Origin of the sequence: Gryllotalpicola reticulitermitis, assembly GCF_042651345.1 — a bacterium.
GTDB lineage: Bacteria > Actinomycetota > Actinomycetes > Actinomycetales > Microbacteriaceae > Gryllotalpicola > Gryllotalpicola reticulitermitis.
The window spans coordinates 139616-152201 of sequence record NZ_JBHSCN010000003.1 but is presented as its reverse complement, the minus strand read 5'-3'; the positions used below and the strand labels follow the sequence as shown (position 1 = coordinate 152201).

The window sequence follows — 12586 nt, the reverse complement described above, 5'->3', positions numbered from 1 at the left end:
TCCTCGACGCTCAGGGCGCCATCGAGCTCGCGCACCCCTTCGGCACGCGCGATTTCGGCTTCCCGGTCAAGAGCGACTCGGTGCTGTGGTGGGGCGGCTGCGCGTGGGACGCCTTCGCCATTCCGCACCTCGATGACTGGCTCGTCCGACGCACCGAGCTCCGGCCCAGGGCGCCTACGGCGCTGCCGGGGAGCCTGCGCGGGAGATGTACTCGGCCGCCTCGGCTTCGTTCATCACGACCATTCCGCGAATGCCGTGTGACGACCGCGTCAGGGCATCGAGCCAGCTCCGGTTCAGCTCCGGGACCTTCGAGCCGCCGAACCGGAAGCTCAGCGGAATGCCTGGCGAGATCCACAGGCTCACTCGGCCGGCGCCGTCGCCGGCCGGAATCTGCCAGTTGATGAGGAAGCACTCGCCGACCCTCAGCTTCGCGACGATCGCGATCTTCAGGTGCGCCAGCAGGCGGTCGTCCAATTGGTAGTCGGTACCGGCATATGTCAGCGTGCCCATGAAGTTCTCCCTTTATGACGTGCACGGAGATCGAGCGGCTCTGACAGCTCGTCGCCATGAGGCGCCCGCGGCTGCGGCGCATGGTGAGCGCCGGAGCGGCGTGCAGAGACCGATCCGGTTCGGCTCCACCGCGCGCGATCGTTGATCAGTGGCTGTCACCCAGTCACGAACATACGGCGCGACGGGGCGGGGCGGCTCACCCCAAAGGGTGTATCCCGCGCCCGTAAGATCGACTGCATGGCCCTCATTCGCATCGCGCTGATCAACGACTACGAGGTCGTCGTCCAGGGGCTCGCCGCGATGCTGAGCGGCTATCGGGACACGTTCGACATTGTCGAGCTGGATGCCGGAACAACGGTCGCGCGGCCGGTGGACATCGCGCTCTACGACACCTTCGCCGCAACCGCCGGCGACGGCGACGAGGTGCGGACGCTGACGCGAGAGCCGCGCGCGTCCAAGGTCGTCGTCTATTCGTGGGACATGGGCGAGCCGCTGATCGAGAAGGCGCTGGCGAACGGCGCCGACGGCTACATCTCCAAGGGCTTGGCGGCGCACGAGCTCGTCGCCGCGCTGCTCGCCGTGCACAACGGCGAACGCCGCGTGCACCCCATTCCGTCAGGGTCTCCTGCGGCCGTCGTCGGGGACTGGCCCGGCAGGCATGAGGGCCTCACTCAGCGCGAGTCCGAGATGCTTGCGCTCATCACCCAGGGGCTGACCAACGTGCAGATCGCCGAACGCACCCACCTCTCGCTCAACTCGATCAAGTCCTACATCCGCACGTGCTACCGGCGGATCGGCGTCAGCAACCGCTCGCGTGCCATCCTCTGGGGAATCGAGCACGGCTTCCGGCCGGACCACACGCGCTCGACAGACACCTGACGCCGCGGTCGATTATCACCATCGACCTCACGGGTCAACGTCGTGCCACGGTCGAATGGCGCACATAGTTTTGGCCCATGGGAGTCCTCCACTACGGCACGCGCGACTTCACTCTCGACGACCGGCTGCTCGCGCACTTACAAGTTGTGATCGCCCTCAAGCTGCGGCGCAGCGAGAGCTTCTTCCTCGCCTGGACCGATAAGCCCGACACCGACGGCGGCCGATTCGTGGTCTGGATCGACAACGGCATCCCCATCTTCTGCGAGTACGAAGCTGCGGGCATCCCATCGATCAACCGCGACTGGATCGACGCGCTCGCGGCATCCGCGGCGACCAACTACGGCCTTCAGATCACGCCCGAGGGCGATGTGCAGCCGCTGCCGCCGGTCGATGTCCTCTAGGCTCCGCCGCCCTAGCAGACCGGACTGAACGCGCGAACGACTCCCCCATCTCCGCGACCTGCGAAGCATCGACCAGTTGGGACCACCATGAAGAACGCCTACCTCGCGATCGAGGACCGACGGTTCTACCTCACCCCTGAGCACGCCGATGAGGTGGCCGCCGCCGCGAGGGAGGCACGAGAACGAGGCGACTGGCTCGACTTCCACGACGTGACCGGGGGCCGCATTCGTCTACTCGTTCCGCACGATGCGCTGGTCGTGCTCCACGAGTACGACGTCGACGACACGCCCGTGCCGGGTGACTCCGATCTGAACGACTGGCGCGATCTCGACTACGACATCTGAACGAGGGCCGACGCGTGCACGCGAGACGCGCACGTCGACCCTCCCGCGTCACTGAACGTCCCAGCCGCCATCGGAGGGCAGTACGGCGCCGTTGATGTTGACCCCGTCGTCGCTCAGCAGGAAGGTGATCGACGCGGCCAACTGCTCGGCGGTGGCGAGCGTGGGGATCTGCGCCTGGAATGGGGTGAGCCGCTCGCGGCCGGCCTCGGAGACGTGCGGCGGGAAGGGGATGCCGGTCGCCACTCCGCCCGGCGCGACCGCGTTGACGCGGATGCCGCCGGGGCCGTACATGAACGCAGCGCTGCGCGTGAGCCCGATGACCCCGTGCTTGGACACGGTGTACGCGTTGCCGGAGGCGTTGCCGCGCAGTCCCGCCTCGGAGGCGATGTTCACGATCGAGCCGCGACCGACGGCGAGCATGACCGGGATGACGGCACGGCTCAGCTTGAACGCGCCGGTCAGGTTCACGCCGATGACGCGATCCCACATCGCGTCGGAGGTCTCGTGCAGCGGCGAGAAGTCGTCGTTGATGCCGGCGACGTTGGCCAGCCCGTCGATGCGCTCGCCGGCAGCGGCCACGATCGCGTCGACGTCTTCCTGGCGGGTGATGTCACCGGTGACGGTCACGATCCCCGCCTCGGGAAGCGCGGAGGCGAGCTCGGCAAGCCGGTCGGCCGAGACATCCACCGCCACGACGCGACCGCCCTCCCGCGCGATGCGCGAGGCGGTGGCGCGCCCGATGCCGGACGCGGCTCCCGTCACGATCACCGTGCGCCCCTCGAAGCGGCCCGGTACGGGGTGCTCCACCCAAACGCCCTCCTCGGCCCCGGCATCCACGGGGGCGACGCCGCCGTTGGCCTGCAGGACGAGGTCGTCGATCACGGCCTGAGGCAGCTGCCCCTGACTCAAGGCCACGAGCTGCTGGAGCGGCAGAGCCCTCAGCGGGGCCAGGGTCCCTTCGTCGGTCCCCGACTGGGCCAGGAGACCGCGGATCAGCGGCCCTCCTGCCGGGTGCTCCAGCCAAGCGCCGATCGAGCTGCTGGCGGTGAGCGGGGCGGTTGCTGCCATTGAGTCCTCCACATCATGCGGTCCCGCACCGTCGCAGGATCCCGGAAAGAGACTATTCTGCGATTGCAGAAAAATGAAAGGCGAGTGAGGCCAGGGTGGATGACTCATCGACGCGACCGCGCAGAGGGCGCCCGGCACGCATCTCGCGGAAGCGCATCGTCGACGCCGCGCGCGGCCTCAGCGCAGACGCGATCACGATGCAGGCCGTCGCCCAGGTCCTCGGGGTCGAACGGCAGAGCCTCAGCTACCACGTCCGCGATCGCGACGAACTACTCGGACTGGTCGCCGCGAGCGAGCTAGTGGATCGCGCCCGAACGCTGATCGAGGAGCCGCCCGATCGGGACTGGCGGGCATCCTCGCGCGCCTTCGCCGCCGGCGTGCGGGCTGCGGCGATCGCGACGGGAATGCTGTCGTTGCACCTACGCCCGAATGCCGTCGAAGCCCCTGAGCTGTTCCTCCCCGCCGAGAACGTGATGGCGGCCTTCTTCGACGCCGGCCTCGACGAGCGCACGGCTGTCGCCGCCGTCAACACACTGCTCGAGCTCGCGATCGGAGCCGGCCGGAACGCCATCAACGCCGAGAGTGGCGGCCGGGAAGCGACGGCGTCGATCGAGCGCGACATCCTCGCGCAGCGCGACGAGCGGCTCCCCGCGCTCCGCCGCGCTGCGGCCGCACATCTGCGGCTGGATCCGGACGAGCAGTTCGCCTTCGACCTCGATGTGCTCCTGCTCGGCATCGGCGCCCTCGTCGCGCGGTCGGCCGGCGGCGGCGGCGGCGCCCCGGCGTAGTCGGCAGGCGCCCGGCTCAGGCGCCCGGCTCAAGCGCACGATTCAAGCGCTCGATTCAGGCTCCCGCGGTCGCCAGGTGCATGTGATGCTCGTGAACCGCAGGGTTGCCGCGACGCACGTCGGCGATCTCCAGCAGTCGCTGGAAGTCCGTCGCCATACCCCGCAGCAGTACCGACACGGCGCTCTCGATCTCGTCCATCGTCGCCGACTCGTGCTGGAACAGCACCCGGTAGTAGACGAACGAGGCGAGGAAGTCGAGCACGAGGCTCCGGTCGACGTCGGGGCGCAGATCACCCTGCGCCAGCGCGTGGGTGATCACCCGGTCGACCGCGGCCCTCGGCGGGTCGAAGAGTGTGCGCATGAAGGCCGCGCGGAGCTCGGGGTCGCCGTCGCAATCCGCAAGCAGCGGCGCGAGCACGTTCGGCGGCATGCGGTGGAATGCATCCAGGAAGATGAGGATGCCATCGACGAAGTCGCAGAGCGTGCACTCCGTCAGCGGCGTGACCAATTCGCCGAGGTTGGCGGAGAGCGCGTCGAGAACGAGCTGCTGCTTCGACGGCCAGCGCCGGTACAGCGCCGGCTTGGTCGTTCCAGCCTGCTCGGCGACGACGGCCAGACTGAGGTGCTGATAGCCGGTCGACTCCAGCTCCTTCACCGTCGCACGCAGGACCGCGGCGTCGATCCCCGGGTCGCGCGGGCGTCCGGCGCGGCGTTCTGCGGGCCCTGTGCTGGTCATCATCCCTCGGTTCTCAACGCGGCCATTCGGCTCGCTCGGCTTGACACGCTCCAGACTACAGCGTTACGTTCCAATCCAGATCGTAATTGAAACCGTCGCCGCTCACGCGGAACGACGTCATGCCATTTCGCGTGACAATTACGTTACTCATCGTAACGTAATTGCAAAGCGAAAGCGCAGCGGATGCCTGAGGAGAAGGACGTGTCGGAAGCACAAACCGCCCGCTGGAGTGACCTGTTCGCTCCCAGTCACAGGTCGGTCGTGGTGGCGCTCGCGGCGGGTGCTTTCCTGTTCGCCGTCAACGTCTACCTGACGACGACGATCGCACCGTCGCTCGTCTCGGACATCGGTGGCGTCGCCCTGTACGCCTGGACGACCACGGTCTTCGTATTCACGGCACTGATCGGCTCGACCTGCGCGGCGGTCATGCTGTCGGCAGCGGGACCGCGGTGGGCGTATCGCAGCGGCATGATCGCGATCATCGTCGGCACGATCCTCTGCGCCGTCGCGCCCACGATGAGCGTGTTCCTCATCGGGAGGCTCGTCCAGGGCTTCGGAAGCGGGCTCGTCTACGCATTGGCCTTCGCACTCATCCGCGAGACGTTGCCGCCGACGCTGTGGCCTCGGGCATCCGGCATGCTGTCCGCGATGTACGGCATCGCGACCATCGTCGGGCCTGCCATCGGCGGCCTCGCCGCGCAGTTCGGGCTCTGGCGCATCGCCTTCTGGGTGCTGGTGCCGGTCGCCCTCTACTTCCTGACCATCGGCGCCCGCCGCCTCCCCCGCCGGGCGGCAGTCAGTTCGACGAGCCGCGTCCCGGTCATCAGCATCGTGCTGCTCGCCGTCGGCGTGTTCGTGATCGCCGGTGCGAGTGTCTCCGCCACGGCCGGGATCAACGTCGCCGGCATCATCGCGGCGATCGTCATCTTCGCCGGCTGGCTCGTCTACGAGCGCCTGTCGGGAGGTCGAATCCTGCCCGTCGAGACCTTCTCGCGGCGCAGCCCGCTGGGCGCGTATTACGTGACCATGGTCCTGCTCGTCATCGCGAGCACCGTCGAGGTCTTCGTGCCCTACTTCGCCCAGCACCTCCAGATGCTCGGTGCGCTCGCGGCCGGCTACTTCGGCGCTGCGATGGCCGCCGGCTGGAGCGCCGGGTCGATGCTCCTCAACGGCGCCCAGGCTCGCCGCGGACTCGTCATGCAGCTCGGCCCGGTGATCAGCGCCGTCGGCCTCATCCTGCTCGTGATCTTCGCCGCGCAGCACTCCGAGTCGGCCGTGATCATCGTGGCCGTCATTCTCGGCCTGGTGCTGCTCGGGTGGGGCGTCGGAATGGTGTGGCCCCACCTCGTCAACGGTGTCCTGACCTCCGCCTCCGAGCGCAGCGAAGAGATCGCCGGCTCCTCGATCAGTACGATCCAGCTCGTAGCCACCGCGGCCGGATCCGCCATCGCCGGGCTCATCACGAACCTGGGCGGCCTGACCACGCCAGGCGGAATCAGCGGCGCACACAACGCCGCCCGGCTGCTCTTCGCCATCTTCCTGATCGCGCCCCTCGTCGCCCTACCGGTCATCGCCGTCGCCACGCGCCAGCACCGGCGCACCGCCATCGCGGCCGAGGCCATCGAGGGCGGAGAGGCCGCCTGAGCGCCGACGACTCATCATCAGCACCCTGCACGCCACCTTCCTGGAGCAATCGTTGAGTCTTCTCGCTCTGTCCCGCTGGCAATTCGCGCTGACCGTCTGCTTCCACATGACGTTCCCCGCGATCACCGTCGGACTCTCTGTCTTCCTCTGCATCGTCTACGCCGTCTACTGGCGCACGGCGAAGCCGGTCTATCTCCAGATGTTCCGCTTCTGGAGACGGCTCTTCGCCGTCGGCTTCGCGCTCGGCGTCGTCGCCGGGGCCGTCATCACCTTCCAGATGGGCCTGAACTGGGGCGTCTTCGGCGCCAAGACCGGGCCGATCATCGGGCCGATCATCGGCATGGAGGTCGTCACCGCCTTCTTCGTCGAGGCCGGCTTCATCGGCATCCTCCTCTACGGCGACGGGCGAGTGCGTCACTTCACCATGTTCGCGTCCACCGTCATGGTCTCGATCGGAACCGTGCTCTCGTCCACGTGGATCCTGGCCGCCAACTCGTGGATGCAGACTCCCGCCGGCTACACGACGAAGAACGGACAGTACGACCCGACCGACTGGATGAAGGCGATCTTCAACCCGGCGTTCGTGTGGCGGTGGCCGCACATGCTCCTCGCCGTCTTCATCTCGGCCGGGATGTTCATCGCCGGCATCTCCGCCTACTACCTCATCACCGGTCGCGAGAAGGGATTCGCGCGGCGCTCGTTCTCGATCGGGATCGCCATCGTGGCGCTGCTGATGCCGGCACAGCTCATCGTCGGCGACGGCGTCGACAGCCATGTCGACGGCCCGCACCAGCTCTCCAAGCTCGAGGCCGAGCAGGGCAACTGGGAGACGAACAACACCGGCTGGATCGTCTTCGCCATTCCGGATCAGAAAGCGCAGAAGAACTACCTGCAGGTGAGTGTCCCCTGGCTCGGCAGTGCACTGCAGAGGGACCTCACCGGGAAGACGCCGCTGCCGGGCCTGGACATGACCCCGGCAAAGGACCGCCCTGAGATGGCGGGACCGTTCTGGGGCTTCCGCGCCATGTTCTATTCCTCCTGGATCCTGTGGGCGACCGCGTTCCTCAGCGTCGTGCTGCGACTGCGGAACAAGCTGTGGACCGCCAGACGCTTCCACAAATGGGTGCTGTGGACCACTCCGGTCGGGATCGTCGCCATCCTCGGCGGCTGGATCCTCTCCGAGACCGGCCGCCAGCCCTGGGTCGTCTTCGGGCTGCTGCGCACCTCCCAGGCAGTATCGAAGCTGGCACCGGGAAGCGTGCTGTTCTCCGTCATCGGATTCTCGACGATCTACGCCGTGCTGCTGGCCTCTTACATCGTCTTCATCATTCGCAGCGTCATGCGCGGACCGGAACGAGACCATCCGGATTACACGCCGGACCTGACACCGAGTTCGGACTACGCAGCGGCCGTCACCACCGCTTCGAGTGCGCAGATCTCGGCAATCGCACCGACGGAAGGAGCGGCCCGCTCGTGACGCTTCTCTGGTTCCTGCTCGTCCTGCTCAGTCTGAGCATGTACATCGTCTTCGACGGCTACGACCTGGGCATCGGCGTCGCAAACCTCATCGAAGGCGACCGACACCGCGCCCGCCACATGATCGAGCTCGTGGCCACGGGCTGGGACGGCAACGAGACGTGGCTGATCCTCCTCGGTGTCGCGCTCTGGGGCGGCTTCCCGCTCGCGTTCGCCGTCATCCTGCCCCACCTCTATCTGCCACTGATCGCGGCACTGTTCGGCCTGATCGTCCGCGGCTTCAGCATCGAGATGATCTCGCAGACCGAGAACCCGGCAGCGATCTGGCGGTGGATGTTCGGTCTCGGCTCCCTGGTCGCGGCGTTCTTCCAGGGCTTCGCCCTCGGGGGCCTCACCGCGCCGACTCGCATCGTCGACGGCACCGCCATGACCACCGGCGGGTTCCCCTGGTACGGGGCGATCATGGGCGCCACCGTCGTCGTCGCCTACACCGCCCTCGGGTACGCCTACCTCAAGCACAAGAGCGAGGGGCGGATGCGTTCCGACGCGGCGGTCCGGGGCACGGTCTTCGCGGTCATCGCGGTCGCGCTCGGCGTCGCGAGCCTTCTGTCGATCCAGGGCACAGCGGCGCCGCTCAATCTCTCCACCCCGCTGCACGCGGGGGCGTTCTGGGCGTTCCTGATCTTCGCCGCCGCCGGCGCGATCGCCGCCGCCGTGACATTCCCCCGGCGCGGCCGGACGGGCTCCGTGTCGGATTGGATGCCGTTCGGCGGCCTGTCGGTCACCGCCATCGCGGTGCTGCTGGCGTTCACCGCCGCTCACTACCCCGTGCTCGTACCGCCCGAGCTCACCGTCACGAATGCCGTCGGGCCCGACGGTTCCCTGACCTTCCTGCTGATCGGCATCGGGGCCAACATGCCGCTGGTCGTCTTCTATCACTGGTTCGCGCATCGCACCTTCGGCGGAAAGTTCACGCCCCCGGCGGACTCGACCGGCTCGGGGCGACCGCCGCGCACCGTTCCTCTGATCGGAGGCCAGAAATGACACGTCGCGTCACCGAAGAGCACGGCGGACATCATCCGCTGCGCGCAATCGGCAAGGTGCTCAGCGGCATCGGAATCGGCATCGTCGGCTTTGTTCTCTACTGGGTCGTCGACAGCCTGTTCGGCGGATTCCCGAAGTACCACACGATGTTCTGGAGCTGGGTTGCGATGATCGTGACGAGCCTCTTCGGCGCGGTTGTCTGGATCATCGATGAGCGCCGTCACCGCGATGACGAAGACTGACCAGGCGCCCTCCGCTGAGAAGTGGCTGAAGGCGGTAGCACGGCCGGGTCTGGCCTCGTTCCGCGCTGCAGCGGCACTTCTTGCCGGCGAGAGCGTACTGCAGGTCGTTCAGTGGGCGGGGCTCGCCCTGATCGCCCAAAGCGCGCTCAACCATCGGCTCGCCCCAACGATATGCGGGGCTGCTCTGTTGTTGTGCGGTGGGATCGCCGCCGGGTTGGTCGGGCATGCCGCCCGGCGGCGGGCGCGCACGGGACGAACCCGGGTCGCCGACGGGATTCGACGCCGACTGCTGCGCACGCTGCTCCCAGACGGTTCCCGCTCAGTCACGCCGGAACCCGCGGCGGCCGCGCACGCGCTCATGGAGCTACCGGAGCAGGTCGCCGACTACCACGCCACCGTACTGCCCCTCCGCGGTCAGGCGCCGGTCGTCATGATCGTCATCGCCGCCGCGATCGCCGTACTGCACTGGCCCGCCGCACTCGTTCTGGCGGTCTCAAGCGCGATCATCCCGCTGAACATGAGACTCGCGGGGGTCTTCGCCCAAGACGGCAACGACCGGCACCTGTCCGCACTGAATCGGATGGGTGCCGTGGTGCTGGACAGCTTCCGCGGCTTACGCACGCTAGCCACCTACGGTGCGATCGCCGACCGGCGCAACAACATCGCGGCCGCCTCCGAGCACCTGCGGCATGCGAACGTGGACGTCCTCAAGCGCGCCTTCCTCTCGGGCGCGGTCATGGACACCGTCGTGACCTTCTCCGTAGCGGTGGATGCCACCTACATCGGCCTCACCCTGCTCCATTACGTCCAGGTGCCGCATGCCCCGCGGCTGAGCCTGTTCGCGGGCCTTCTGATCCTGCTGGTCGTGCCCATGTTCTTCACGCCTCTGCGCAGGGCTGCCGCCGCCTTCCACGATCGCGAGCGCGCCCTGACCGCGGCACGCGCGCTCTCCGCCCTCATGCCGGAGCTCGTGGTCTGGGAGCGGGCGCCAATCTCTGCTCCGGTGGTGGAGGCGCCGGTCGGCATCGCCATAGAAGGGCTGACCGTGCGCACCGACCAACACGTGCTGCTGGACATCGACACCCTGCACGCCGAACCCGGCGTGTGGACCGCCATCACCGGAGCATCCGGGGCGGGCAAGACCACCCTGCTGTCCGTTATCGCAGGTCTCCGCCAGGCCGAGGGCACAGTCGCGTGGGTGCGCGACGAACTGGCCGGACACGACGGATTCCAGACCCCGCCTCGCGCCGGAACGACCGCCTGGATCGGTCAGGCCACGGTGATCATCGACGGGACGCTCGCCGAGAACATCCGCCTCGGGCGGCGCGACGCCGATGATGCGGAACTGCGCGAGGCGGCGGAGGCCGCCGGCCTCGGGTCCGTGCTCGACCGGATCGGCCTGGACGGACAGCTCGGCGACGGCGGCTTCGGTCTCTCCGCGGGGCAGGCCCGCCGCGTCGCCATCGCCCGCGCCGTCCTTTCCCGCTCCCGCCTCTGGATCCTCGACGAACCTACGGCACACCTCGACCCCGGCACCGAGCGTGATGTCCTCACGCATCTGAAGGCGGCGACGGCGGGGTGCACGGTGCTGGTCGCCACGCACTCCCGAGCCGTGGTCGACCACTGCGCCGCCACGTGGCGGATCGAGGGCGGCTACGTCGCGTCGACGTCGGGGACGGCGATGCTCTCGTGACCGACACCGGCACCACTCGCAGCGCGCCGGCCACGCGCACCGCGACGCGGGGGGCGCGCACCGTGCGCCCCTCCCTGCTCGCCTTCGCGGGCCTCGGCCTCGCGGTCCTTGCGGAAGCCGGCTCGATCGGACTGCTCGGCCTGTCTGGCTGGTTCATCTCCTCGTGCGCCATCGCCGGAGGCGCAACCTTCAGCGCCTTCTCGTACATCGCTCCCAGTGGCGGCGTCCGCAGCTTCGCGCTGCTGCGCATCGCTGCCGGATACGGCGAACGGCTCACCGAGCACTCCGTGGTCCTGCAACGCCTCGGAGCGCTCCGGCTGCGCTTCTTCACCGACGCCGCAAGCCGGCCCGCCGGCCGTATCCGGCCTCTGCGCGACGGCGAGCTGCTCGATCGGGCCATGAGCGACACCGAGGCACTCAGCCGAACGCTCATCACCGTCACTTCGCCGATCGTCGTGTTCCTCGTCACAGGTGCCGCAGCGACCGCAATCGCGGTCATCGCGAGTCCCGCCGCCGGGGTCGTCTTGGGGATCGCCTGGGCGGTGTCCCCGCTTCTCGCCCGCGCCAGAGTCTCCCGCGTGGTGGCGGATTCCACCGTCAGGGCACAGATCACCGGAGAGCTGGTCACCGCCCTGGATGCCTGGCCGGAACTGGCCTCTCTCGGCGCCGCAGATCACCTCGCCAAGCGCGCCACGGTCCTCCTCGACAGGCTTGAGTCCCGAGAACGGCGCACTAGCCGATACGACGAACGCCGCTCGCTCGCCTTGACCCTGTTCTCTGCCGTGACCCTTGCGGTGATCGCAGCCGCAGGAGCACTCGTCGACCATGCGGGGGCAGCGAACCTCACCTTGGTGCTCCTCCTCGGCATCGGAACCCTTGCGCTACCGGGTCGGCTCGCGGCCGCTCTGGATGCGCGCGCGGATGCCCATCGCGCCGAGAAGCGCCTCGCCGCGACTATGGGGAGTGAGGATGCGCCGCTACCGGCCATCCAGGTGGAAGTCGGTCCCGAAGGGCTGGCGCTCACGGGCTACCGGTTGCCGGCCGACAGTCTGCGCTCCACCGACCGCACCATCAGCGCCGCGCTCGGCCCCGGCGAGACGCTGGTCGTCACCGGCGTATCCGGTAGCGGCAAGACCACTTTCCTCGACGCGCTCAGCGCCGCATTGCCCGGCCACGGCGTGATCTCGAGCCGCATCGACGACCACCTCTTCACCGGCACCATTGCCGACAATCTCCGCCTCGGGCGCCCTGCGGCCACCGATGACGAGCTCGCTTCGCTCCTGTCCGAACTTTTGCTCGACAGGGCCGGCATCACCCTCAGCACTCCCGTCGGCGTCGGCGGTCGGCCTCTCTCTGGCGGCGAACAGACTCGCATCCGCCTCGCCCGCGCGCTCGCCGCGCGCCCCGGCGTCCTGCTCGTGGACGAGCCCACGGCGGGCCTGGACGCCGAGACCAGCGCCGTCGTGCTCCACACCCTGCGCCACAGGCTCCACGTGGACAGCATCCTCGTCCTCGCGCTCCACACGGTGACCCCCGAGGCCCGCATCGCTCTGGGCTGGTGGTGCGACGTCATCACCTTCGACTGACGTCGGACCCGCGGCTGGCGCCCGGACCTTCGCCTAACGCCGCCCCATCAGAACCCATCGCACCAACCCGAAACGGGTCACGCGTCAGTCCTCAATGGGGTACATGCCGGAATGCGCACCAGCCGGTTCGCAAACGGGCTCTTGCGCACCAGAATCTCTCCGACTTTATGGCTG

At 68.4% G+C, this 12586-nt stretch carries 13 protein-coding genes; 10 read left to right on the top strand and 3 right to left on the bottom strand.

The window, feature by feature from the left end:
* Window positions 1-174: 174 nt before the first annotated feature.
* Window positions 175-510, bottom strand: coding sequence for a DUF7882 family protein (locus ACFOYW_RS04715; protein WP_390227540.1), 336 nt, complete (start codon window positions 508-510; stop codon window positions 175-177).
* A gap of 237 nt (window positions 511-747) precedes the next feature.
* Between ACFOYW_RS04715 and ACFOYW_RS04710 the strand changes: the two genes are divergently transcribed.
* From ACFOYW_RS04710 to ACFOYW_RS04700, 3 genes are all read left to right on the top strand, one after another.
* Window positions 748-1389, top strand: coding sequence for a response regulator transcription factor (locus ACFOYW_RS04710; protein WP_390227539.1), 642 nt, complete (start codon window positions 748-750; stop codon window positions 1387-1389).
* A gap of 77 nt (window positions 1390-1466) precedes the next feature.
* Window positions 1467-1790 (top strand): DUF7882 family protein, encoded by a 324-nt coding sequence (locus ACFOYW_RS04705; protein ID WP_390227537.1) that lies wholly within the window; start codon window positions 1467-1469, stop codon window positions 1788-1790.
* Between the two features lie 87 nt (window positions 1791-1877).
* Window positions 1878-2135 carry a hypothetical protein gene (locus ACFOYW_RS04700; protein ID WP_390227536.1) on the top strand — a complete coding sequence of 86 codons (258 nt, stop codon included), beginning with the start codon at window positions 1878-1880 and terminating at the stop codon, window positions 2133-2135.
* Window positions 2136-2183: 48 nt separating this feature from the next.
* Here the strand turns inward: ACFOYW_RS04700 and ACFOYW_RS04695 are convergent, their stop codons facing one another.
* Window positions 2184-3203 (bottom strand): SDR family NAD(P)-dependent oxidoreductase, encoded by a 1020-nt coding sequence (locus ACFOYW_RS04695; RefSeq protein WP_390227535.1) that lies wholly within the window; start codon window positions 3201-3203, stop codon window positions 2184-2186.
* Between the two features lie 95 nt (window positions 3204-3298).
* Here ACFOYW_RS04695 and ACFOYW_RS04690 point away from each other — a divergent pair, with 95 nt between their 5' ends.
* Entirely contained in the window at window positions 3299-3991 is a 693-nt protein-coding gene (locus ACFOYW_RS04690) for a TetR/AcrR family transcriptional regulator C-terminal domain-containing protein (RefSeq protein ID WP_390227534.1), read from the top strand.
* Between the two features lie 55 nt (window positions 3992-4046).
* On the opposite strand, the gene ACFOYW_RS04685 is transcribed toward ACFOYW_RS04690, so the two are convergent.
* Window positions 4047-4730, bottom strand: coding sequence for a TetR/AcrR family transcriptional regulator (locus tag ACFOYW_RS04685; protein ID WP_390227532.1), 684 nt, complete (start codon window positions 4728-4730; stop codon window positions 4047-4049).
* A gap of 198 nt (window positions 4731-4928) precedes the next feature.
* Between ACFOYW_RS04685 and ACFOYW_RS04680 the strand changes: the two genes are divergently transcribed.
* Genes ACFOYW_RS04680 through ACFOYW_RS04655 form a run of 6 tightly spaced genes read left to right on the top strand, consistent with a single transcriptional unit; the run spans window position 4929 to window position 12412 of the window.
* Window positions 4929-6371 carry an MFS transporter gene (locus ACFOYW_RS04680; RefSeq protein WP_390227530.1) on the top strand — a complete coding sequence of 481 codons (1443 nt, stop codon included), beginning with the start codon at window positions 4929-4931 and terminating at the stop codon, window positions 6369-6371.
* Window positions 6372-6423: 52 nt separating this feature from the next.
* Complete coding sequence (locus ACFOYW_RS04675; RefSeq protein ID WP_390227529.1) at window positions 6424-7848, top strand: cytochrome ubiquinol oxidase subunit I; 1425 nt, start codon at window positions 6424-6426, stop codon at window positions 7846-7848.
* Entirely contained in the window at window positions 7845-8891 is a 1047-nt protein-coding gene (locus ACFOYW_RS04670; RefSeq protein ID WP_390227528.1) for a cytochrome d ubiquinol oxidase subunit II, read from the top strand. The genes ACFOYW_RS04675 and ACFOYW_RS04670 overlap by 4 nt, the downstream gene beginning before the upstream one ends.
* Window positions 8888-9133 (top strand): hypothetical protein, encoded by a 246-nt coding sequence (locus tag ACFOYW_RS04665; RefSeq protein WP_390227527.1) that lies wholly within the window; start codon window positions 8888-8890, stop codon window positions 9131-9133. Before ACFOYW_RS04670 ends, ACFOYW_RS04665 begins: the two co-directional genes overlap by 4 nt.
* Window positions 9102-10826, top strand: a complete 1725-nt coding sequence (locus ACFOYW_RS04660) for an ATP-binding cassette domain-containing protein (RefSeq protein WP_390227526.1) — start codon at window positions 9102-9104, stop codon at window positions 10824-10826. Before ACFOYW_RS04665 ends, ACFOYW_RS04660 begins: the two co-directional genes overlap by 32 nt.
* Window positions 10823-12412 (top strand): ATP-binding cassette domain-containing protein, encoded by a 1590-nt coding sequence (locus ACFOYW_RS04655; RefSeq protein WP_390227525.1) that lies wholly within the window; start codon window positions 10823-10825, stop codon window positions 12410-12412. The genes ACFOYW_RS04660 and ACFOYW_RS04655 overlap by 4 nt, the downstream gene beginning before the upstream one ends.
* Window positions 12413-12586: the final 174 nt, after the last annotated feature.